Below are 24,144 nucleotides of genomic sequence, written 5' to 3' on the forward strand. Positions count from 1 at the left end.
TCAGTACACTTATGCAGATAAAGCCCATTTACGCGCAATATCTCGGCCATATTCACGGCAGCTTTCTAACGTTGTGGTATCCGGTTTCCATTTTGCTTTTAATGATAGGGCGGTATCAAACCCTGCGTCCATGAGCCGTGTTTGTACCCGATCAACAGCGCCGCCATTCCAACCAAAGCTACCAAATGCGGCTGCTTTTTTATTTAAAAATCGTAACCCTGTAATTTCTTCAAGCATGCCTGCAATTTTCGGCATCATCACATTATTCATGGTTGATGTGCCGACAAGGGCGCCTTTAGAGCGGAACACGTGAGTAATAATGTCATTTTTATCACTTCTTGCGACATTGAAGATCTTAACTGCAACATTAGGGTCTGCCTCATTAATACCTTGTGCAATGGCATCGGCCATTAAACGGGTATTATTCGACATGGTATCGTAGAAAATGGTGATGCGATCTTCCTGATAATCTGCCGCCCATTTCAGGTATAACTCAACAATTTGTGTCGGATTATCTCGCCATACCACACCGTGTGACGTTGCAATCATATCGACTGGCAAGTTAAAGCCCAAAATCTCATTAATTTTCGGGGTTACTAAGCGGCTAAAGGGTGTCAGAATATTGGCGTAATAGCGCTGACATTGATCAAACAATTCATTTTGATCAACTTCATCGTTGAATAACCGCTCATCACAATAGTGTTGCCCAAATGCGTCATTGCTGAAAAGAACGGCATCGTCAGTAAGGTAAGTCATCATGCTATCTGGCCAGTGAAGCATGGGGGTTTCAATAAATATCAGCTGCTTATTATTACCAATATCTAGGGTGTCACCTGTTTTGACGACATTAAAATTCCATTCAGGGTGATGATGGTGACCATTGATTGAGTCAATAGCGTTTGCGGTGCAATAGATAGGTGTGTTAGGAATATAGCTCATGAGCTCAGTTAAGGCACCTGCATGGTCTTCTTCCGCATGATTAATCACAATGTAATCGATATCATTTAAATCAATTTGGCCTCGTAGATTTTGCACAAATTCACGGCTAAATTTATGGTCTACCGTATCGATAAGGACATTTTTTTCCTCACAAATTAAATAGCTGTTATAGCTGCTTCCTTTGAGTGTTTTGTACTCAGTCCCATGAAAATCACGCACTTCCCAATCACGTTGACCTACCCACTGAATATTATTTTTTACATGAATCGCCATATTAATTTTGTCCTATATTTCTTTGGAATATATAGAGACATAATCAATATCCATGCCATGTTTTTATCTATTTGATTTTAATTGAAATAGTGATTTTAAGGTAAAATGAATATGTCAAAATGACTATATCAAAATGAGTCATTATGACTATAATGATAGTCAAATTGACTATGAGGAATGATGATGGGTTTTTCTGTCGATGCATTAGCACAAATCGCGATTGAACTGCAAAGTGGTATTGAACACTCAGATCGCTTTCAACGGCTTATTACCACATTGAGGCAATCCCTAAAATGTGATGCTTGTGCATTGCTCCGTTATGAGTCAGGCCAATTCATACCTTTAGCAATTGATGGTTTAATGGCAGATGTGTTGGGAAGACGCTTTTTATTAGAAGGGCACCCACGACTCGAAGCGATTGCACGCGCTGGGGATGTGGTACGTTTCCCCGCTGATAGCCAACTACCAGACCCTTATGATGGCTTAATTCCACATCATCAACACCTTAAAGTTCATGCCTGTGTAGGGCTACCTTTATACGCAGGGCAGAGTCTTATCGGTGCATTAACCTTAGATGGACTGTCTCCTGACCAATTTGATGCCTTTAGTAATGAATCATTGAGGTTAATTGCGGCACTTGCCGCGGGGGCATTAAATAATGCCTTGTTGGTTGAACAGCTTGAAAACCAAAATATTTTGCCAAACCAACCCGCTTTATTTAAACCGACAGGGCAAACTGAAATCATTGGTTTATCCCTGCGAATGCAGCAATTGAAAAAAGAAATCGATATTGTCGCTGCATCTGATCTGAATGTACTGGTGGGAGGTGAAACGGGAACAGGGAAAGAGCTTGTAGTTAAATCCATACATGAAAAATCATTGCGCGCAGATAAGCCATTGGTGTATTTGAACTGTGCGGCATTACCTGAAAATGTGGCTGAAAGTGAATTATTTGGGCACGTAAAAGGGGCATTCACAGGGGCAATAAGCCACCGAAGCGGCAAGTTCGAGATGGCAGATAATGGCACTCTGTTTCTTGATGAAATTGGTGAGTTATCATTATCATTGCAGGCAAAATTATTGCGTGTTTTACAATATGGTGATATTCAGCGGGTGGGAGATGACCGTAGTCTACGGGTCAATGTGCGGGTATTGGCAGCTACTAACCGTGATTTGCGAGAGGAGGTATTAGAGGGGCGCTTCAGAGCAGACTTATTTCATCGGCTCAGCGTATTCCCATTATTTGTACCACCATTAAAAGAGCGCGGTGAAGATATTATTTTGCTTGCGGGGTATTTCTGTGAACAATATCGCCAACGTTTTAATTTATCGAGTGTGGTATTAAGCTCATCATTACAAATGTATTTGCTAAATTATGTGTGGCCTGGAAATGTCAGGGAATTAGAGCATGCTATCCACCGTGCTATTGTACTTGCTCGGGCATCTACCCATACTGGCGATGTTATTTTACAGCCGCACTATTTTACGTTTAACCATCGTGAATCTGAGCTGGTAACTGATCAGCCACTAATGCTGCCAGCGAGCACTAACTTGCGTGATGCCACAGATGATTTTCAACGTAAAATGATTACGCAAGCATTGGAGCAAAACCATTATAATTGGTCGGCAAGTGCTCGCGATTTATCATTAGATATTGCAAATTTACACCGATTAGCCAAGCGATTAGGGTTAAAGTAATTAGGAGTAATAGGTAATAAATTTATTACTGCATTGATAAAACAGGTAGTGATATTTTTTCTGAAGAAAGCAGAGGAAGTGGAACAATTTTATTTGTCATCATAATTAACGCCTCGTCTTTTTCGATTCTTACACTAATTCCTAATGGTTTTTTACTCATCGCAATATGATCTGGAATGTTTGCCTTAAAATAAACAGCACGGCTGATTTTATTGGTTTTAAAGTGATAACTATAGGTTTCATTATTAGAAACATTCATCTCCAACGGACTAATGGATAATGTTATTTCAGCATTATCAGGAATATTGGTATGTGAATATATATCCCCTTCAATACTGTAGTCAGAATCAGGTAGTCTGTTTTTCGAAAATTGGCTGCAACCAAACAGTAAGCCAACAAAAGCGAGAATAAATAAAATGTTAATATATTTTTTTAATGTATTGATAAAAAGCATGATTAATTTCTTCTTCGTATGATTTTATTGGAATGAGCGAACAAAAATTTTTTGGAAAAAACATCGAATATAGGAATAAAAATTTCTTCTATCTTGATAATCTCTTGATAAAACAGGTAGTTCAAATTTCTCTCCAGTATAGAGAATACCAATTCTCGGTAATGTCATGATAAGGTTTTCATCTAATTCCACTTTTTTGAAAGATTGGCGTAACTGCCTCACCAGCTTGTAGTAGCTACTTTCAGTCACAATGGTTCCTCTCTTTTCCCAGATTTCGTACATGATCTCTCTTTTATTACTTGTTTTTACTAGTAATAATTTTAACAGGCAAGACTCATTTTCTGTAAGGCTGATGAATTTCTTTCCTTTGGAAAGCGTTCTTTTTAATGGGTTATAAACAACTTCTTCGGATAACAAAATCATGGGTTCTATTTCCATGTATTCCATACTACTCATATATTTTCCTATAAATGATAATTGGGTAAGAAATTAGTTATATCCTAACTTCCACGAAAATATGCTTCAATATAAAAAAACGGGGCTCACTAATAAATGAAAAAAATTAAGTCGTTTTTTTATAATAACGCTGGATTTATTGTTAGAATAAATTTAACTCATATCGGTAGGATATATATATCAAAAAAATATACATAATTTTTATTTTTTAGAGGGGAAATAGAGAGGGAATATAAAAGAGGTAAATAGTTATCAAAGTATGTATAAACTTTACCTCTATAAAAGCACATCTAATATTGATGGTGATTATCATTTTTAAGCTTAATCATCATCATCGTTACCATCGATATTGAGGCTAGATATGTTTTTGTTTAGTTGCTCAGTAAACGGTTGATTCATTAAATTTATCGCCATATAACGCTTTAAACCTTTCGTGAACTTATCATAGAGTGATGGCGTTCCATCACTCGGTAGCGATTTGAGCATTTGAGCCGTGCCGGCAATAAAATTTTCTTTTTCATTTTTTTTAAGCCGAGTGAGAGTACTGAAAATAGCAGAAAAAAAGTCTTTATCTGTTTCTTTTGACTGTAATTTTTCAATAAATTTATCTATTTTTTCTTGTGTCTTAGGTGGAATATCCACCGTGTGTTTCGTTGTGCTTGATGCGAAATGTGTCGTGCCTTTTGTGATAAGGCTTATTTTATCTTGGGGATGGCTTATTGGCACGACAGAGTTTGTTGGTATTAGTGTATTTATGGGCTTATTGGGGAGTATCTTCATTATTCTCTTTCTCTGCATTTATTCTTTCAATAAGTTTCTGATAGGCCACTTTTTGTTCATCAAGTATTTGACAACGGACGGGGATGGTAAAAATTTGTGGTAACGTATTTTTCGTCGCAATTGAGGGTGAAAAATAGCAAATTTGGTTATTAACTTCTAACGCAATTGATTCATAATCATCATGAGTTAATATTGTAATGCTTTGTTTTATTTCATTTAAATTTACATGTATCTGCGTCGGCAAATGTAAGGTTGTTTTTGATGTTATTTCAGGGGACTGAGCGAAATAATGCGCAATGATATCTTTCAAACGGTTATCATTAAACATTGACATCAATAGGTTCTCTAGTCTTGTTTGGCTTTGATTTACCTGTTCTTGAAAGGCATTTTTACTGTGTTCTAGCCCTGCAATAAAATCATGTAAAAGTTGTTTTATGCCATCATCGTAGCCTTGTTGGTAAGCCATCTTGCGTAAGTGAGTATTATTTTCTTGTGCATGCTGATAAAGACCTGCTGTTTTCTTTCTCGCATAGTGCAGGAGATTTTTTTCATATTTTTCTGCGTTCAGTACCTGTCTTTTAATGAGTACTTTTTCTTTTGCAGTCGCCATCATTTGCGAACCTACTTCATTATTTTTGATTTCTGCTAACATGGTGACACGCCTCCTCGATAAGGTTCCAAGGTAATGTCTCATCGAAATATGTAGGAATAAGTTGTTGAGTTTTTGGGCTGAACATATATTTTGCGCGTAAAACATAAATATTGCCGAAAGGGGCAAGACAAGCTAGAAGTTGCGCTGCACCAAAGGCAGACAGTGCCTGTGGAATATTTTCTATGGGTAGCATATTGTTATTGAATGGTTTTTCTTTCCATAAATTACCTAGAGTTATTGCAATGGTAGGAAATGCTCCCCAATTGTTTGATAATACGCGGGGTAATACACGGGTATAACTATCTGGCATTGTTAATTCATATTTTTTAATCAAATCTTGATTATGTTGCCGCTGCAATTTTTCAGGTAACTGGTGATAAATAGGGGCACTAAATTCATTATGAAAATAGCTTCCTGGCGCTAAAAAAATATTTTTCTGGTCAAAAAGAAGCTTATTTAGTAATAACATCTAATTTAATCTCAGTAATATCATCTGATTTTTTTCTATTTGATTGCCGTTTCAGGATAAAAGCTAATAAGCTAAAGAGAAAAACAATCATGACAAAAATAGTCCCTATCAAGATAGGCTGAATACTATTTTCAGATGTCGATTTTAATTGATATTGAAGTGGTGGACGATTAATAACAACAACCGAGACATTATCGTAAGTTGTTTCTGAAAAACTACTATTTAAAAATAGTTTTATCTTACTCATCATCATTTTAGGGTCTTCATTTCCAGAGTAGGTCACCAAGCTGGAGACCTTTTGTATTGGCTTTACCGTACCATTGCCATTTAATGGGTAACTAACATGCACCCTCGCATTGACTACGTCGGGGATAGACAACAATGATTGTTCTAAACGTTGTTCAATTAAAGATAACAAACGGGTTCGCTCCGCTTGCGGTGAGGCAACGAGTGAATCACCAGGAAAGGCCTGAATAATCTCAACGGGGTCTTTCGAGGGGAGGTTATATTTTTGCAGCAAATCAACTGCAATGACAAAATTATCGCTTGAGACACGGATGGTATCTCCGTTTTTATTATCATGCTTGCGGATCGCATCTACGCCGTGTGCTTGTAATATTGCGAGAACTTCATTACTTTGTCTTTGGCTTAAGTTACTGAGCAGTAATTGATTATCACAGCCTAATAACAAGCCAATAAAACCGACTAATAATATTTTCTTTAAAATGTTCATAAGTTATTGAGCTTTTAAGATGACATCTATGGCCGAAACACTTTTGTGAGTGAGCGTGCTGATTGTACTCATCGCAAGATTATAATTACCAACTTGGTTTTGAATTTTAAGTAATTCAGCGGGGTTGCTGACATCAATATTATTCGCCTTATTGATTAAATCCGCTTTTTCACTTCCAACAGCCACAGTATATTCCGCAAATAATTGCCTCACTTTGTCTTCAAATGAACCCATAGGGACAGCTGTTGTGATGTCATTGTCAATTTGGAAAAGAGTCGAAGGTGTAATTGGGTTAATCATAAAAATATCCTATAAAAAAGAGCACCCATTTATAGGGTGCTTAGTTAAATATTAAACGTTACGAATAATAGCTTGTGCAGCGTCTTTAATTGATTTCATAACATTACTTTGTAATTGACGCGCCATATTGTAGTTACCGCTCAAAGACGTAATTTGACCAAGCACTAATGGGTTATCAACTTCAACATTTGGGTTGTCTAATGTATCTTTTAACTTGTCTGCAATGATTTTAGTACGTGCGCTTAAGCCTGCTGATGCACGATACATCATCCCCCATTTACTATCTGCACTTCCGCTTGCTTCAAAGGCAGAACCATCCCATTCACCCGTGCTAACTGCTGAGCTACCTGAGCCTGTCGTACCCATTCCAATTGTTGCCATGATATTGTCCTCATTGTTTACTGATTAATGTGTTTTTGGATTGAATTTCCAATGGTTATTACCTAATAAAATATAACCATCTTCATTTGTGATAAAAGATTTACCTGCTAATTCATTATTAGCTAATGATATTGAAAACTGAATTTGTCGCTCCCCCCATTGCTGATTAAATGAATTAACAAAGTTAATTAATGAGATAGTTTGCTTATCGTTTAAACTATCCTTAATAATAAATATGGATTTATTATTTTTAGTGATTTTATGCCATTTGACGTTGCTTTCTGTTAATCCTAGTTCGGCATTTTTTAGTAATTCATCGATATTGATAACGCGTGAAGTATAGTTTGTATAGCAACTAAAGTTACTGGAAAATGTTCTGTTAAAAAAATCATTGTTTTTCACTGTCTGCTGATTAGATAATGACTTAATCACTGGATGGCAGGGATCAGTAAGGTCAATTTTTAATAATTCAGGAATATTATTCGAGATCTTATTCTCTATCTCATTTTCTAATTGGCGGCGGATTTTGATAGAAAAATTGTTGCGAAATTTTGTCTTTAACAATTGTTGCATCGCCCAATCATAATCACGTTGAGATTGTACTAATATTAGTGCGGTATTTTTATTGTCTTTGGTCACCACAACTTTTTGTGTGCTGCCTATCAGTATTTTTTCAATAGACTGTAACTGGACATCTTTTTTCAATTCAGAATTGTTAGGAAAAAAGTAAGAACCAACAAGAATGAGAGCTAATAATGATAGACCAGCAAAGAGTTTATAGTTGTATGGCGATTTATTAAATTTATTATGATTTTTTTCTGTTTTAATAGGTTGGTGTTGCTTCTCTTCATACATTAGCGATGTATTCCAAGGTGTATCAATTTTTTTAAGCATAAATGGAAATAGCTCTTTTAAAACAATTTCTTGTAGATTGATTAAGATGATCTCACTTTGGTTATTTGTGTGTAGGTCAATGGCAATTTGGCCTTCATGTGAAATAATGGAGAAAGTAAAAGCGTCTTGATGGCTAGGTATTGAGTAGTCAGTAAAACCCTCATCCGTTACGTTAGCCTTATATGTATCTTCCTCACCAATAATAATCAAGTTGGCATTTAAATTAATTATTATTTCATGGTCATGCATCTCACCATTCATGATTTTCATCACGTAAGTCTGATTATGGATATCTGTCACGTATATAATCTCTTTAAAAATAAGTTGAGTGTATTAAACAGAATAAAAAAAACACTGTCAGCTGAATTAATCTTATTCGTTATGACTAGGGAAACATTTTTTTAAGTGCAAAGTATTCCTTTTTATTCCTTTGAGTTTGTTGGGCATATATTTCAAGCTACTTTTTGAAAAAATACATAGATAGGGCTTATATATCATGACAAAGAAAGATATTGCTGCGCTGTTAGAAAATAGAAACTTCTGTTTTTCTTTGCAGGATAAATTGTTTTTGGCAGTACCAGGTGATAGTGCAACGGCGTTTTTTTATAAATCGCCATATTCAAATTTAAATATTTCATTTGAACAATCCTCTATATTTATTGCCAATGATGAAGTGTTAGAGAGCAATAAAAACCCATGCTGGGAGCTCTATTCAATAGCATTGTCAGAGTTGATTGAGATTCTTGCGGTGATTGATACGGCGATGGGGCAGTCATTTCTTTCAAAGAAGGAAATTTACAGCTTAAACGAACAAGTCACTCAAGAATTTATTTCATTGGATGAAGAGCTTTCTGCCAGTGTCTCAATTAGAAATGTTGTTATCGATTTAGTTATTAAAATACATCCGTCATTTAACGGTTGGTGCAATGTATTACGTAAATATGAAGCTTACGGAATGATGCGTTTTATTTTGGAGGCTGCACAGAGTGATAAGAATGCCAATATCAATCAGCTTTGTGCTCGCTATGGTGTATCAGCCTCTTATTTTAGACAACTTTATCGAGAAAACTTTAATAAAACAGCAAAACGTAAAATTATGAGTGTTCGTATGGCGAACGCAATTTTACAGTTAATTGAGAGTGAAAGTTCCATTTTAGATGTTGGGTTAGAAGCGGGTTATTGCTCAGCCTCCCATTTCACCAATGATATCAAAAAAGAACTGGGGTTAACGCCTTCAGAAATAAGACATCTTGGAGCAAATTTATATGAGCAGTAAAAGAAAAGGAGCCATATTACTGACGCTCCTTTTACTGGGTTCTAATGTTTACGCGGCTCAGTCTGAAATATTTATTGCAGAGCCTGTGGCACAAGAAAGAAACCATGAAACCTTTGTCGCGAATAATATTGCGGTGGGTAAGGTTTTTGAGGCTGTGGCTGAACAGTTAAATAAACCCATCATTTTGAGTAAGTTAGCGGCTCAGAAAAAGGTCACGGGTAATTTTAACCTGGCGAATGCGGATGAAATGTTTAAAGCTCTGACGCGGCGCATTGCACTGGTGTGGTATGACGATGGCGCGAGTATTTATGTTTATGATAACAGTGAAATGCGCAGTGTGATTGTACCAACACACCGTGTGAGCAGTGGGCAAGTATTGAGCTATATTCAGCGCAATGGGATTTATGATGAACGATTTCCAGTGCGTTCCCAAGGTGCTGATAATCTATTATTTGTTTCAGGGCCCCCGCTGTATGTCGAGCTTATTAAAGCTGCCACGCTGTACCTAGAAAAGCAGTTAAAGCAAGAAGAGTCAACCAGCAGTGAGGTGGCTGTTATTTCATTGAAACATGCCTCTGTTACTGACCGGACGTATACCTCTCGGGGGCAGAGTACAACAGTGCCAGGAATGCTCACGGTGATTAGCACGTTGTTTAAAGATGGCGGTAATACCGTAGAGGAAACCGTTAACATTCAGCCTGCAAAACTTAATGTATCTGGGGATTCAATCGATGAATTAATGGATGCCCCGATAGGTGAAGAAAAGCAGGAAAAAAAGCAGGTTATTGTTAATCGTTCATCGGGCAAAAATGCGCTTTCATTAGTGGCTCATCCAGATAGCAATAGCTTAATTGTGAAGGGCAGCCAAGAACAAATTAATTATGTAAAACAGCTAGTTCGTACACTGGATGTACGCCGACGCCAAGTCGAGCTCTCATTGTGGATTATCGATATTACCCGTTCTGAGTTAGATAACTTAGGTGTGAGCTGGGAAGTTGGGACATTTAAAGCGGGTCGAGGTGCAATCGCTTTTAACCGTAGCACGCTATCGAATAGTCAAGATTTTTTACTGCAAATTGATGCACTTAGTAAAAAAGGCAATGGGCATATCGTATCCCGTCCTGTTTTACTGACACAAGAAAATATTCCCGCATTATTTGATAACAACACCAGCTTTTACGCCAAATTACAAGGTGAGCGGATTGCGACGTTGGAGCAAGTCACTTACGGCACTATGATCAGCGTTATGCCACGTATTTCAGCTGGCCATCAAGTTGAAATGGAAGTGAATATTGAAGATGGTGCACAAAGCCATGGCAGTGATGGCAAGGCTTCCAGCGTTGAAGGGTTACCGCCACTAATATCTGCAGCAGTATCTGAAAAGCCAGCGTTAAATCCACCTTTGAGTGGTGAGACAATGCCAGAGCAATTAATGTCTGCTTTATCACATCTTGACTTAGATGAAACAGAAAATGCAGCTGCAGCCGTAGTTGCTCACAAACCGATGATTGCTAATCAGCTATATTCTATCTTTGAAAATGCAGAAAAAAAGACGATTGAAAGTACTAAGGCCTCAAAGCCTCGTGAATTTATTGGCATTATACCGATCATAAATCGGTCAGAGAAAAAGAATTAGGTGAAAAAAAACCTGCAATTACAGATTCTGATGAGATAAACATAAAGTACTATCAAAACTGGTCAGAACCGAAAGACAGCGCGTGGAAAATCTATGAAATTAAATATGATAAAGCTGTATTTGATTTCTGGAAAAAGAAACTCGATGACCAAGGATTTAGCGTAGAAACACGAGGGAGTGGTAGTGATAAAGTGATTCGTATTTACCCTGACCTCAAGCCACTTCGGGAAATCATGAAATCGGTTTATGATATTGATAGCACCTCTAAAGGTTGGGCGAGTAAAGGGGTTGATTTACTTGCGCAAAGTGTACAAAGCATGCAAACCGCCATTGATGCACAAAAAAATGCCGTGAATAATTCAGTCTCACGCTTATTAGAAACCTTCAGGCAAGATAATAGCCACTTTGATACATTAACTCAGTTGTTGGTTCAATTAATTAAAGATCTAAACCAATATAATAATAGTTTAATCAATATATAAATTCCGTTTTTTTAATAGATTAAATTTATAATAGTCTTCTATAAGGATAACTCATGCCTAGAATTCAGAATGAACCTAAATCACTACCCAATATTAATACGCTGAATCATCCTAAGATGGTTAATAATGATAGTCAATTAGCACCTAAATTGAATTCGGTTCACTCGTCAGGAGTAGACAGTGTATTACCTAAAAGTAATATTAAAAATGAAATCAATATTTCTGGATGTGCTGATCAATTACACGTAAGTAATCATCAGCAACAAATAGAAAATATTACAAAAATGTTTGTTCAATCAGGTGAGGATATTACGCATGATATGGTGGCAAAGGCATTAAATGCGGGTGGGCATGGAAGCGTTCAACAGCAGGAGTTAAACCTGAGACCAGAGAGTGCGTTGGTGATTTTAACGTTACTTGAGTCTAACGATATTTCACCAGAGCTACTTTCTGCCGCGGCAGAACTAGTTAAGACTATAAATAGAAAAGATTTAAATAATGAAAAAGATGTTAAAAATATTCTAAGTAAAAAGCAAAAAGATTTGGATAAAAAACTCGATGTGTTTTTATCTAACAAGGGGACGGCGGGGTTGAAAGATATAGCATCTCGTTACCAAGATAAATATGTTTCTCCTGCTATTAAAGCACTGCTTGGTGAATATTTTTCTAATGAGGTGATTGAAAGCCAGCCAGTTGATAAATTCTTAGTCACGAGTGGAAATGCACAGTTAGAAGAGTGTATTAGTAAATCAATAGCCGCATATCATGATATTGATGATAAGCATTATGGTGATAAATATCAGCATCTAAATAATATATTTCGTTCTTTGGAGAGTAAAATTGGCGTTATTAGCCCATTAAAAGTAAAGATGAACCTAAATGAGCCAGTGAATCAAGACGCATCTAAAATACCAGAAAATAAAATGAACGATGATGAAGTGGATAGTTTTCCTCATCAATCAAATGCGAGTTCAGCGGGAAATATTTCAAATAGCTACAATACGACCACGATAAATAATTTTTATGGCTCGTCATTCCCTGAAAGTATTAAGCAGGTTTCGCAGCAAGAGAGTACGATTAATCAGGAGCAAGAGCAAGGTTCATATTCATCAAATAAAACTGAAAATGTGAATGTTAAGCCGTTTGAGAATGATGAGTTTTCATCCCAAAACATAATAAAACTACCGCATGTAGTATTAGAGACACCAATAAAAGAACCTTCACCAGACTACGATTTTCCTAATAACCGAGATCAAAATGACCAAGAGATTGACACAGTCAAACCACAATATTTTATAGAGCCAAGTAATGTAAGTGGTCCGTGGAAACCATCATCCATTCTTGAAGAAGAAACAGTCCAGTCGACTATAAACCGGTTTAAAGCTAGGTCTGAATCAGCGCAAAAAAATAGTCAACGGGTGGACGATATTAAACCCAAGATGGGCGGTCACTATGGTAGCTATTTAATCGATAATAAAGTGCCTAACGGTGTTAAATTGACGAATAACAGAGAGTTTGTACAGAATAAGTCGACGGGACAGACAGAGACTGAATCTAATTTAGCGATCAAAAATGCTTCCCATTATAGAACATCATACATTAGTCAGGACGATAAAGTGGTGTTATCCGCCGAAGGGCTAATGACGCGTAATCTAAATGAAAAATTAGTGTATGGGAACAAACCATAAGGTGAATATAATGAGTGCATCATCAGATATTCATTGGCAGTGGTTATCAGAGCAAATTCAGCAAATCCGAACGTATTCAGGTATTGAGAATGATTTTACCGTGGATTCAGCATTAATCGCAGATGTGCATATTGATTCACTTGAAATGTTGGAGCTAATAACTACAATTGAGCAATACACTGATGTCCCTCTGCAAGATGACGTCTGGATGAAATGGTATTACCTTCAGGATATTGTCAATTACCTTGCCAGTACTTCATCTTCTTCCTAATGTTTAAAAAAGCCGTGATTCTCTTCAGATAGCGGCTCTTAATTTCCCATTAAGTCCTCATAAAAAGAGGATTTTTTGATTTATTTATTTCGAATGTGAATAAATAAAAATAAACCCCATTCTTTAAGTTATATTCAATTTGAGTTTAGTTGCATTTATATCAATAAGCTAACAGCAAAATTAACTATTTTTTATAAAATAAAATTAACATTAATTTTTCATGCCTTGAAATCGATCACAAAATAAATAGTTCACTAAATGTAATGTTCGAAATAATAATTTCAATTTAAGGGGTTGAAATGGACGCTATTTCGAGCAGGTATCAGTTTATTCAAAAAGTGGCTATTGATGCAGGTAAGTTAGCGGTCGCTTATTATCATCAACGTGGGCAATTAAATATTGAAAAGAAGCAAGGTGATGGGCAAGACCTTGTTACCGTTGCGGATCAAAATACAGAAAATTTTATTCGTGAGAAAATTAATCATCATTTTCCTGATGATGCGATTTTTGGTGAAGAAGGCGGTTTTTCACAAGGGAAATCAGGCTACACATGGGTAGTTGACCCCATCGATGGCACCAGCGCTTTTATTTTTGGCCTTGCGTCTTGGTGCGTTTCCATCGCATTGCTTGATGAGCACAAAAATACGGTGATTGCGGCGGTGTATGACGCCGTCCATGATGACTTATTTCATGCAATGCAAAACCATGGCTGCTATTGCAATGCAACACGCGTGAATGTTAACCCTGTCCATTCTCTGAATGCGGGTTTATTAGGTGTGGGCATTTCAACCAGAATGCCACCTGAAACTATTATTCCATTTCTCGATAAGTTACTCCATGCGAACGGTATGTTTGTCCGTAATGGCTCGGCGGCATTGATGTTAGCTTACGTTGCGGCTGGCAGGCTGATTGGCTACTTCGAACCTCATCTCAACTCTTGGGACTGCCTAGCTGGCTTGTTATTAATCCAAGAAGCGGGCGGCACAACCAATGATTATTCTTCGAATCCCGATTTTTTGATGAAAGGAGGCTATGTTTTAGCGTCGAGCCCAGATGTCTATCAGCAGCTCGATATGTTTCTTAAGTAACTAAAAAATAAAATATTAAAATAATTAAGAACGATAAAAGGGTAATAAAATGAGTTCTAAACTTTCCTTTTTTGATATTAAAAGACTCCCGATTGGCAAGGTCCCTCTCTCTGTACAACGTGATTTATGGCTACGAAAATTTATGGAACCCTTCTTGGTGATGTGTCTCGCCTACACCGGGATCTACTTTCTACGCTATAACTTCAAGGCAGCAACACCATTTATTATTGAACAAACGGATTTTACGTTAAGTGATTTAGGCACAGTAGGGTTCGGTTTCTCCATCACTTATAGCTTAGGGCGGGTATTGCTCTCGTATTATATTGATGGGAAGAATACCAAGAAGATACTCAGTTTCTTGTTATTGCTGTCCTGCGCTTCTTCATTTGCTATTGGGATGTTTTTATTGTCTTCAGGGCATTCGCTGGGGATATTTATTTTCCTCTGGGCGCTGACTGGGCTATTTCAAGCACCTGGTGGGCCTTGCTCAAATTCAACGATTAACCGCTGGACACCAAGAAAGAACCGAGGCCGTTATATTTCATGGTGGAATGCATCTCACAACATTGGTGCAATTTTAGCAGGGCCAATTGCCTTATTTGGGATGGAATACGCCTTTAACGGCAATGTGGCAGGGATGTTTATCTTCCCTATTTTATTTGCCGCCGTTATCGCGACTTTTGGTCTATTCTTCGGGAAAGATGACCCATCGGAGTTAGGGTGGAATACTCCAGAAGAGATTTTTGATGAGCCTGTTTCTAAAGCGGATACTGCGGCAGAAAGCATGTCTAAGCGTGATATTTTCGTCAAATATGTGCTGAAAAACCCTGCTGTTTGGTTTTTATGTTTTGCGAATTTATGTGTGTATACCATTCGGATTGGGGTCGATAACTGGAGTGTGGCGTACGTTAAAATGGCGCTCAACTGGGATGATATTTCTGCGATTGGTACAATCACCGCCCTTGAGCTTGGTGGCTTTTTAGGTTCACTAACATGGGGTTATGTTTCGGATAAAATGGGGGGAAGGCGTGCACTGCTGGGTATGTTGTGTATGATTTCAGTGATTTTCCCATTGATAGCTTATCAAAACATGACCAGTGTGTGGGGGATCTATATCGCATTGTTTTTTGAAGGGTTCTTTATTTTTGGCCCTGTGATCCTGATTGGTATTTCTATCATTGGTTTTGCGCCAAAATGTGCCACTGCGGTGGTGAACTCAATCCCTGGCTTCTTTGGTTACCTGTTCGGTGATGGGATGGCAAAAGTCCTCGTTTCCCGCATTGCAGACCCAAAAGGAGATGGTATTTCACTGGGGGGTCTCACATTGCACGGTTGGTCAGACACTTTCTATTTATTATTTGCTGCAACAGCGGTGGGTATTGTGATGTTAGGTGTTGTCGCCATTTATGAAGAACGGAAAATTCGTTTAGATAGAGCGGTAGAATAACGGTTTTTAGAGACTCAACCTCTCGTGCCTTAGTGGGTTCGGGAGGTTTTTATTTCTGTTTTTACCTTCAGTCATTTATTCCTATATTTTCAGTCATATAAATTTCATATTTCTATCATCAAGTGATAACGCTCACAAAATAGGATTACCTCGTTTGCTTAATTCTACGCGCATAGACTATGCTTTAAGTAAATAAAACCACAAGCTACATTTTCTTGATTAATCGGCTTTGCGCCAACACCAAGGGTTTATGACTATGGTCACACAATCAAATGTTGATACTAATCAACAAGCTGCACAAGAGCGGTTAAATACGCCTGAAGGGAAGAAAGATTTCCGTCGGGCGATTTTTTCATGTTGGTTAGGAACAACCATGGAGTATGCGGATTTTGCTCTTTATGGTTTAGCTGCAGGTATCATTTTTGGTGATGTTTTCTTCCCTGATGCGACGCCGATTATGGCCTTGCTCTCAAGTTTTGCTGCCTATTCTGTTGGGTTTATTGCTCGCCCGATTGGCGCACTGTTTTTTGGATGGCTCGGCGATAAACATGGGCGCAAGATGGTCATGGTGATCACCATTGCGCTGATGGGCCTATCCACTACGCTTATTGGGGCAATCCCTAGCCATGCCCAAATTGGTGTTTGGGCTCCCGTATGCTTGGTTATTTTACGTTTTGCTCAAGGTTTAGGGGCGGGCGCAGAGCTATCGGGTGGTACCGTGATGCTAGGGGAATATGCGCCAGTGAAGCGCCGCGGTTTAGTGTCTTCAATCATTGCATTGGGATCAAACAGCGGCACATTGTTGGCATCGATGATTTGGTTGATTGTATTGCAATTAGACAAAGAGAGCCTAATGTCATGGGGATGGCGCATTCCGTTCCTTGGCAGTATTTTAATTGCATTAGCTGCGTTATTTATTCGCCAACATATGCGCGAAACACCGGTGTTTGAACGCCAAAAAGAATTGCTGGCAGAAGAGCGCCGCAAGGCATTGGAATCAGACACTATCATCCATGCCGTTGATAATCGTTCATTTTGGCAGAAAACCCGTGCATTTTGGACAATGGTTGGCTTGCGAATTGGCGAAAATGGCCCGTCTTATCTTGCTCAAGGCTTTATTATTGGCTACGTCACAAAAATATTGCTGGTGGATAAGTCCGTTCCCACTACTGCGGTGTTAATCGCATCAATCTTGGGGTTTGCCATTATTCCATTCGCGGGTTGGTTATCTGATCGATTTGGTCGCCGTATTATTTACCGTTGGTTCTGCTTCTTATTGATGCTGTATGCTGTACCTGCATTTATGTTGCTCGATTCCCGTGAGCCAATGATTGTTATCCCAACGATTGTGGTTGGAATGGGGTTAGCATCACTGGGTATTTTTGGGGTACAAGCAGCGTGGGGTGTTGAACTGTTTGGCGTGCGTAACCGTTATACGAAAATGGCATTTGCCAAAGAACTTGGCTCCATTTTATCTGGCGGTACGGCGCCTCTGGTCGCTGCGGCATTACTGTCTTGGACAGGGCATTGGTGGCCAATTGCGATTTACTTTATGGGAATGGCGTGTATTGGGCTTGTGACAACATTCTTTGCACCAGAAACGCGAGGTCGTGACCTTAACTTGCCTGAAGATGCCATATAAGTGGTATATAAAAGCCCAGACGACTGCTATTCTTTGGAGAAAATAAGGGTAACAGAATAAGGAATGCAGAGTGTCTGATGCAAATAGCCGTAAAGTGACGCGGGTAGATGTTGCCCGCGAAGCGGGAACATCGGTTGCGGTGGTCAGTTATGTGATTAATAACGGGCCCCGCCCTGTTGCGGAAGCGACAAAACAAAAAGTGTTAGCGGCAATCAAGAAAACGGGGTATCGCCCCAATGGGATTGCCAAAGCACTTGCATCAGGCAGCACGCAGACTTATGGGTTAGTGATCCCCGATATCTCCAACCCTTTTTTGGCTTCGATAGCTCATGCACTACAACGGGAAGCCTTTAAACATGGCCACGTTTTATTACTTGGGGATGCTGGCGACTCGAGGGCTCGTGAAAAAGAGCTAATCAATAATTTGTTGTTACGGCAGGTTGAGGGCTTAATTTATACCAGTGTTGATAGGCACCCTTATGTTGATATGATTCAGGCATCAGGCACACCATGTGTAATGCTAGATAGGGTGGAAGCCTCAGAGGGTGTGAGTACGATCCAAGTGAATGAGAAACTTGCCGCTTATCAGATCACCCGCCATTTGATAGAGCATGGTTATAAAAATATTGGCATTATTTGCGGGCCAAATGAAATGCTCAATACGCAAGACCGTTTGAGTGGCTGGCAAGAGGCGCTAGAAACATCCAGCCTTGAAGTACAGCAAAAATGGATTTTAGCGGGGGAGTATTCCCGTGATTGGGGATATCAGGCGGTTTATCAAATGCAAAAGATAGGTTTGCCAGAGGCCATTTTTGCGACGAATGAATTACAGGCTTTCGGTTGCTTAAAGGCATTAGCGGAGCTAAAAGTACGTGTTCCAGAGGATATTGCACTGGTGTGTTTTAATGGCACCGTTCAATCTGAGTATACGGTTCCTACGCTGACAACCGTCCGCCAACCCGTTGATAAAATTGCTGAAAAAGCGATACACATCTTACAAAACTGGCCATATAAAGAAGCCGTCTGTGAGGTGGAGTTTGAATTACAGATTGGGCACTCTTGTGGGTGCTAATGATTTACTATTTCAGGGAAAATTATGCGTGTAATTATTGATTGTGATCCGGGAAATGGGGTTGCTGGCGCGAATGTTGATGATGGGCTCGCACTGGCACTTGCGATTGCGGCACCTGAAATCCAGTTAGAGATGATCACCACGGTTTCTGGTAATACGCCTAGCAACGTGGGGTATAATGTTGCGAGCCATTTGGTACGCTCATTAAACGAAAATATCCCCGTTTATCGCGGTGCATCATCTGCCCTGATTGAAGCCAGTGCGCCATGGCGGGAGCAACTAGACAACGGTGCACAAAGAGCCAAGCTCACCCATTTATGGGACAATCTTCCTTCTGTGCCCGTGTTACCTGAATCGATTCCTGAAGCGGCTTTACGCATTGGCAAATTAGTCTGCGAAAACCCCAAAAAAATGACTATTATTGCCATTGGCCCTCTTACTAATATCGCGATGGCGATGCAGCTATTCCCTGAGCTTGCTGAAAATGTGGCTGAAATTATTATTATGGGTGCGGTCTTTAATGTGCCAGGTTATGTGAAAGACACTAACTTTGGTTTAGACCCTGAAGCGGCTCATGCCGTATTAAACAGCGGCGCGAATATTACGTTAGTTCCTATGGATGTGACGGTACAAACCCAGATGGTGCATAGCGACCTCGATAGGTTTGCTGAGTTAACCTCGCCATTGAGCCAGTTTCTGGTGAGTACCATGCGCCCATGGATAGACTATTCACGAGCAACGCGGCAGCTTGCAGGGTGTTGGATCCACGATGTATTAACCGTCGCATGGTTATTGGATAAAAGCGTAGTAACTTATGAGTTGCAGCAAGTGGATATTGAGTTACAAGGGGCACTAAGAGGGAAAAGCTACCGTCTTGAGCCGTTGCGACTACGAGTGGGAATTCCAGCATTAACAACGAAGCCTATTAGGGTGCTGCAATCAGTTGATAACCAAAAATTATTAGATTTAATCTTTCAAGTTATTAAAAATTACCCAACAACAAAATAGCGCCGATTGGCGCTATCAGACTGCTGGCAAGCCGATTAGGTTTGACTGCAGGTTGGATTGGTTTTGAAAAAGACTAAGGAAAATCAATTCATTGATTTTCGGCTGATAACACAAAGCAGGAAAAACCACGCTTTTATCCTGCTTTGTCAACAACCTCATAGCACCGATTGGCGCTATTTTGTATGGTGCGATGGTGCGTTACGCAACAGACTTTTGCAGAAGGCCATGGGCAAGGTTGCCTTTATGGAAGCTGGCATGCCTTGGTGAAATACGTGCAACCGCTTCAGCGGAGCAAGACGCATCAACTAACACAAAGCTCGCATCGTCCCCTTTTGCAGGCCATACTTGCGTTCCTTTTTCATCTAACGGCAGAATATTGCCCGTCGCGATCGCCAAAGAACGTGATAACGAAAGCTCGTCAGGGCGGGTATAAAGCTGCGCGTATAAATTGGCTTTTTCCAGCATATCCCCAAGGCCAAATGGCGACCAATGGTCAACCACGCTGTCGGTTCCGGTCATCACAAATACGCCATTTTTATTGAGCGTCTTCAATGGCATATGCAGTGTGCCAATTGGCACAGTCGAGGCAATGGTGATTTGTTGCTCAGCTAACTGTTTAGCCGTTTTTTCAGCTTGTTCAGGGCTGAGTGTGGCAAGTGCAAACGCATGGCTGATGGTGACTTTTCCACGTAAGCTGCGGTTTTCATCCACGGTTTTAATCATATACTCGATAGCGGCAAAACCCGCAGGGCTGGTTTCATGTAGATGAATATCCACGCCTTTATTGTAATCCAAAGCAATTTGGAACATGGTATCGAGGGATTTTTCCATCGCGCCATCGACATTGGTTGGGTCTAAGCCACCCACGTAATGAGCACCTGCTTGCATGGCTTCACGCATCAATGGCTCTGATTTAGAGAGTAATAACCCATGTTGCGGGAATGCGACAATTTCGCAGGTCAAATCGTGTTGATGCTCACCCAATACTTTTTGTAGCGCTTCTAAATTTTTCAACCCAGAAACGGGTTCGATATTGCAGTGGCTGCGTGCAATGGTGGATCCTTGGGATTGGATCAAGTTGATCAGCGCGTGCGCCCTTTCTTCGGTGAAGGGTTGCAACTCGGGCAACATTTTTTGCTCAAGCGCTATCATATCCATAATCGTTTTACCTTCACGAGAAGCAGGGGCTTGCCATGGGCCACCGTAGAAGGTTTTATCGAGGTGAATATGCATATCGCGAAACGCAGGCAACATTAGTTTACCTTGTGCGCTATAGGCATTTAAGGCGCTATTGGCGTGTTGTTTATTCGGTAAAACCGCAACAATTTTGCCTTGATCGATTTCAACGGTTTGCAAGGCTGTTTCCGTGCCGACTACCGTTGAATCACGAAAGTTAAACCCTGTTTCAAGTAACACATCATCGAGGTAGTAGTGCTTGTCGGTGATACTTTAAATAGCGGATTGCCCTGCGGGTTCGTTTTGTGCATTGGCGATACTCGACATCGTGCCAAACAAGGTGCAAGCGGCAGCCACTTTTGCGCCTGTGGATAGGAACTCTCTTCTGCCGGATGGTCTTTCTGCTGTCATAGAAACTCCTTTTTTGGATGGCACTTAACCGCCCAGATCATGTTTAAACGATCTGGGAGGCAATTTTACTGTGAAATGGGCAGTTAATTCGCAGATCCCGATAAGAAGATCCGCGAACCCAACGTTTACCCTTTAACGATGTGGGTACCTGTTTCGCCGCGTAAGGCTTCAGGTAATTTTTCAGGGGTAGTGATAATCACACGTTTACCGCCGTTGGCAATAAATGACAGGCTTGCTTCAATTTTGGGCAACATGCTACCCGCAGGGAAATGGCCTTCTTCCATGTAGCGTTGCATATCGCTGGTGGAGGTTTCTCCGAGGGCTTTTTGCTCTGGTTTGCCAAAGTGAATACACACTTTCTCAACGCCCGTGGTGATAATCAAAATATCGGCGTTCAGTTCTTTGGCGAGCAACGTGGTTGATAAGTCTTTATCAATCACCGCATCAACGCTTTTGTATCCACCATTTCCGTTATCAATGACAGGAATTCCTCCACCGCCAGCCGCAACGACAACATAATCGTGCTCTGTTAAGGTGCGGATGGCTTTTGATTCAATGACTCGCTTTGGTTCTGGAGAGGCAACAACACGGCGATAACCACGGCCAGAGTCTTCCACAAAATGCCACGTTGGATTAGCTTGTTGCAGTTCGTTGGCTTGTTCTTGCGTGAAAAATGCGCCAATTGGCTTCGTCGGTGCGCTAAAGTTCGGGTCGTTTTTATCCACTTCCACTTGTGTGACAACTGTGATCGCTTGGCGGTTATGGCGCTTTGCGAGTACGTTAGTGAGTGCTTGCTGAACTAAATAGCCGATCCCACCTTGTGTGTCTGCAACACAGTTAGCGAGGGGGGTTAATGGCAAACCTTCGGTTTCGTGTGCGATTTCTGCACGGCGTAAATCCAGTCCAACGTGAGGTCCATTTCCATGAGTCAAAACAATGTTGTAGTCGCCTTCAAGCATGTCACTAATATGGTGCGCGACTTCTTGGACGGCTTTTTCTTGAGCTTCGATAGACTGGCTGTTGTTATCTTTGATAATACTGTTGCCCCCGATGGCAACAACCACGAGTTCTTTCATTGTTAATATTTCCTGATACAGAGAGTTCGGATAGTAGGTGTACAGCGCACACCTACTAGGCAAGGTTGGCTACGTTACACTGACTTGCTGAGCTTCTCAGACTTTTCAGCCTGTTGTTCTTCAACCGATTTACGGCTATCTAAAAAATGCTTGAGTACAAATAAAGCCGCCATCATGAGGTAAGCGTAAACAAACATCAAGGTTGAACCGGTTGCAATTCCTACCGCTGGGGAGTGAATAATTCCGAAGAACACTAATACGGCTCCCACTGCTGCGGCAATCGCACCACGTAATGGCTGATTGAGGATAGCGAAGATAGCGATACAACCCCACAGCATACTGGCTAATGGAGCCCCGTTACCTAAGTGCACAAGACCTTGGTAATAAACGCCTTTATGTAACAGAACTTCCGTCCCAATCGCGCTTGCAGAAGTGCCTGCGGCGCCCATCACACTGTTCACCATTGTAAGCGCCCAGTTGGCAATCCACGGGAACAGACAGATAAAGATGACAGGGACTTCCACTTTCGGCGTTTCTCGCACCACTTGGTTAGCGGTAACAACCCCGATAAACACCAGAATTGGTACGATAGCGGTCATTGGAATAATGGCTAACATGAATGCGCCGATACCGAATAACGGAACGATAAACATGGTGATACCCGATGCTAAGGTATAACCCACGCTTGCGCCCATTGCTTTCCAACCTGCGTGGCCCACGTAAACAGTGACAGGGAATGGGTTACCCATAAAGCAACCAACAGTGGAAGATAAACCGTTCGCTAACATGACTTTACGTGTGTTGTATTCATCACCCGCGGCGTGCGCACTTTCAATGTTCTCAAGGTCAAAGATATAGTTTGCTAAGCCCAATGGTACCGCAGATGCTAAGTATGGCAGTGCGTGTGGTAAGCCTTGGAAAAAGCTGTCAATGTGGATGCCCGGAGGGTTAAAACCAAATGACGCCATAGAGTCTTTAATCGCTTCGGCACTTTGTAAGCCAGAAACCCATGCTAATACAGTACCTGCAATCAACAGCAGTAAACCGGTTGGAACGCGAGCAAAGATAGGTTTTTTACCGAACCAGTTAATAAAGATTAATAGTAAAACGATAAAGGAAACGGTCGGCGCTTCAAATGCTTGCAGCATTGGGTTCATCGCCAGAAGCAGTAAACCTAAGCCAGACAAACAGGATAGCAGCACGGTACGTGGGATCATCTTACGGATGGTTTCACCTAAGAATGAACCACCCACTAAAATCATGGATTCGACAAAACACCAAACCAAGGCAATTTGAATGGCAAACTCGGCATTCTGTGTGGTCTGGTACACGGGCATGATAACTAAGAACGTCACGGTGAAGATGGATGGCGCACTTGGGCCTGAAGGCAGTGCGGTCACATCATTACGACCGGTTTGTTTGATCATTTGCTGACCAAAGTAGGCATAACTGATGCTGGCGAGTAAAACGGCGAAGCCAAAAGCGGGGGCGATGCGGCCATAAACAATTTCGGATGGGATCCCAACGACGAAAATCAATAGGCCCATCATAGTGAGAAGGTTGGTCAGGTTATTGGTCATTAGGCCGAAGTAGGCCGCCAAGTCACCGCGTTTCCACTTTATATTAAGTATACTCATTTTAAGTGTTCCCCTGTATACCCGTCATACTTTGAACTGCAGCGTTGTTGGCTGCATTCACTCGCCCTAGTCACATACTGATGTATGCTCCTAGGGTCTCGTTTACTTGCCGCCTAGCTGCAATTCAAATTATTTAGGGTATGCCCCTCTATGCTTTGAGTTACAGCACTGTTTTTCAAATAAAATTAATCAGGGTATATGTCTC

22 protein-coding genes and 2 pseudogenes are annotated in these 24,144 nt (G+C 40.5%); 11 read left to right on the top strand and 13 right to left on the bottom strand.

What is annotated here, in order from left to right:
- Positions 1-15: 15 nt before the first annotated feature.
- Positions 16-1,212, bottom strand: a pseudogene (gene norV / locus ABWP91_RS11915) (anaerobic nitric oxide reductase flavorubredoxin); the annotation flags it as partial.
- A gap of 183 nt (positions 1,213-1,395) precedes the next feature.
- Between norV and norR the strand changes: the two are divergent.
- Complete coding sequence (gene norR / locus ABWP91_RS11920; RefSeq protein ID WP_353243462.1) at positions 1,396-2,910, top strand: nitric oxide reductase transcriptional regulator NorR; 1,515 nt, start codon at positions 1,396-1,398, stop codon at positions 2,908-2,910.
- A gap of 25 nt (positions 2,911-2,935) precedes the next feature.
- Here norR and ABWP91_RS11925 read toward each other — a convergent pair whose 3' ends face one another.
- The 9 genes from ABWP91_RS11925 to ABWP91_RS11965 all read right to left on the bottom strand — a co-directional run bounded on the left by ABWP91_RS11925 (position 2,936) and on the right by ABWP91_RS11965 (position 8,329).
- Positions 2,936-3,364 (bottom strand): hypothetical protein, encoded by a 429-nt coding sequence (locus ABWP91_RS11925; protein ID WP_353243463.1) that lies wholly within the window; start codon positions 3,362-3,364, stop codon positions 2,936-2,938.
- A gap of 24 nt (positions 3,365-3,388) precedes the next feature.
- The gene (locus tag ABWP91_RS11930) at positions 3,389-3,820 is read right to left on the bottom strand and encodes a winged helix-turn-helix domain-containing protein (RefSeq protein ID WP_353243464.1); all 432 of its coding nucleotides are present in this window, start codon (positions 3,818-3,820) and stop codon (positions 3,389-3,391) included.
- 321 nt (positions 3,821-4,141) lie between these two features.
- Positions 4,142-4,462, bottom strand: coding sequence for a hypothetical protein (locus ABWP91_RS11935; protein ID WP_353243465.1), 321 nt, complete (start codon positions 4,460-4,462; stop codon positions 4,142-4,144).
- Between the two features lie 118 nt (positions 4,463-4,580).
- Positions 4,581-5,252 carry a hypothetical protein gene (locus ABWP91_RS11940; protein ID WP_353243466.1) on the bottom strand — a complete coding sequence of 224 codons (672 nt, stop codon included), beginning with the start codon at positions 5,250-5,252 and terminating at the stop codon, positions 4,581-4,583.
- On the bottom strand, positions 5,230-5,721 hold the full coding sequence (locus ABWP91_RS11945) for a hypothetical protein (RefSeq protein WP_353243467.1): 492 nt from the start codon (positions 5,719-5,721) through the stop codon (positions 5,230-5,232). The genes ABWP91_RS11940 and ABWP91_RS11945 overlap by 23 nt, the downstream gene beginning before the upstream one ends.
- On the bottom strand, positions 5,705-6,454 hold the full coding sequence (gene sctJ / locus ABWP91_RS11950; RefSeq protein ID WP_353243468.1) for a type III secretion system inner membrane ring lipoprotein SctJ: 750 nt from the start codon (positions 6,452-6,454) through the stop codon (positions 5,705-5,707). Before sctJ ends, ABWP91_RS11945 begins: the two co-directional genes overlap by 17 nt.
- 3 nt (positions 6,455-6,457) lie before the next feature.
- Positions 6,458-6,754: a type III secretion system inner rod subunit SctI gene (sctI, locus tag ABWP91_RS11955; protein ID WP_353243469.1), complete on the bottom strand. Its 297-nt coding sequence runs from the start codon at positions 6,752-6,754 to the stop codon at positions 6,458-6,460.
- Between the two features lie 51 nt (positions 6,755-6,805).
- A complete protein-coding gene (locus tag ABWP91_RS11960; protein ID WP_353243470.1) occupies positions 6,806-7,135 on the bottom strand; it encodes an EscF/YscF/HrpA family type III secretion system needle major subunit in 330 nt (109 codons plus the stop codon).
- A gap of 24 nt (positions 7,136-7,159) precedes the next feature.
- Positions 7,160-8,329, bottom strand: a complete 1,170-nt coding sequence (locus ABWP91_RS11965; protein WP_353243471.1) for a PrgH/EprH family type III secretion apparatus protein — start codon at positions 8,327-8,329, stop codon at positions 7,160-7,162.
- A 196-nt stretch (positions 8,330-8,525) separates the two neighbouring features.
- Between ABWP91_RS11965 and ABWP91_RS11970 the strand changes: the two genes are divergently transcribed.
- The 10 genes from ABWP91_RS11970 (at position 8,526) to ABWP91_RS12015 (ending at position 19,639) form a co-directional block, all read left to right on the top strand.
- A complete protein-coding gene (locus ABWP91_RS11970; protein WP_353243472.1) occupies positions 8,526-9,305 on the top strand; it encodes a helix-turn-helix domain-containing protein in 780 nt (259 codons plus the stop codon).
- Positions 9,295-10,941 (top strand): secretin N-terminal domain-containing protein, encoded by a 1,647-nt coding sequence (locus ABWP91_RS11975; protein ID WP_353243473.1) that lies wholly within the window; start codon positions 9,295-9,297, stop codon positions 10,939-10,941. Before ABWP91_RS11970 ends, ABWP91_RS11975 begins: the two co-directional genes overlap by 11 nt.
- A 233-nt stretch (positions 10,942-11,174) precedes the next feature.
- Entirely contained in the window at positions 11,175-11,423 is a 249-nt protein-coding gene (locus ABWP91_RS11980) for a hypothetical protein (protein ID WP_353243474.1), read from the top strand.
- A gap of 53 nt (positions 11,424-11,476) precedes the next feature.
- The gene (locus tag ABWP91_RS11985) at positions 11,477-13,111 is read left to right on the top strand and encodes a hypothetical protein (protein WP_353243475.1); all 1,635 of its coding nucleotides are present in this window, start codon (positions 11,477-11,479) and stop codon (positions 13,109-13,111) included.
- Between the two features lie 10 nt (positions 13,112-13,121).
- Positions 13,122-13,382, top strand: a complete 261-nt coding sequence (locus ABWP91_RS11990; protein WP_353243476.1) for an acyl carrier protein — start codon at positions 13,122-13,124, stop codon at positions 13,380-13,382.
- 299 nt (positions 13,383-13,681) lie between these two features.
- Positions 13,682-14,470 (top strand): inositol monophosphatase family protein, encoded by a 789-nt coding sequence (locus ABWP91_RS11995; RefSeq protein WP_353243477.1) that lies wholly within the window; start codon positions 13,682-13,684, stop codon positions 14,468-14,470.
- Between the two features lie 49 nt (positions 14,471-14,519).
- On the top strand, positions 14,520-15,917 hold the full coding sequence (gene uhpT / locus ABWP91_RS12000) for a hexose-6-phosphate:phosphate antiporter UhpT (protein ID WP_219245311.1): 1,398 nt from the start codon (positions 14,520-14,522) through the stop codon (positions 15,915-15,917).
- A gap of 256 nt (positions 15,918-16,173) precedes the next feature.
- Positions 16,174-17,559, top strand: a complete 1,386-nt coding sequence (locus ABWP91_RS12005) for an MFS transporter (protein WP_353243478.1) — start codon at positions 16,174-16,176, stop codon at positions 17,557-17,559.
- Between the two features lie 70 nt (positions 17,560-17,629).
- The gene (locus ABWP91_RS12010; RefSeq protein ID WP_353243479.1) at positions 17,630-18,631 is read left to right on the top strand and encodes a LacI family DNA-binding transcriptional regulator; all 1,002 of its coding nucleotides are present in this window, start codon (positions 17,630-17,632) and stop codon (positions 18,629-18,631) included.
- A 24-nt stretch (positions 18,632-18,655) separates the two neighbouring features.
- Positions 18,656-19,639 (top strand): nucleoside hydrolase, encoded by a 984-nt coding sequence (locus ABWP91_RS12015; RefSeq protein WP_353243480.1) that lies wholly within the window; start codon positions 18,656-18,658, stop codon positions 19,637-19,639.
- 198 nt (positions 19,640-19,837) lie between these two features.
- Here ABWP91_RS12015 and ABWP91_RS12020 read toward each other — a convergent pair.
- From ABWP91_RS12020 to ABWP91_RS12030, 3 genes and pseudogenes are all read right to left on the bottom strand, one after another.
- Positions 19,838-21,226 (bottom strand): annotated as a pseudogene (locus ABWP91_RS12020) (amidohydrolase family protein).
- 125 nt (positions 21,227-21,351) lie between these two features.
- Positions 21,352-22,302 carry a carbamate kinase family protein gene (locus ABWP91_RS12025; protein ID WP_353243481.1) on the bottom strand — a complete coding sequence of 317 codons (951 nt, stop codon included), beginning with the start codon at positions 22,300-22,302 and terminating at the stop codon, positions 21,352-21,354.
- Between the two features lie 74 nt (positions 22,303-22,376).
- On the bottom strand, positions 22,377-23,939 hold the full coding sequence (locus tag ABWP91_RS12030) for a permease family protein (RefSeq protein ID WP_353243482.1): 1,563 nt from the start codon (positions 23,937-23,939) through the stop codon (positions 22,377-22,379).
- Positions 23,940-24,144 lie beyond the last annotated feature (205 nt).

Origin of the sequence: Providencia sp. (assembly GCF_040396775.1) — a bacterium.
Classification (GTDB): domain Bacteria; phylum Pseudomonadota; class Gammaproteobacteria; order Enterobacterales; family Enterobacteriaceae; genus Providencia.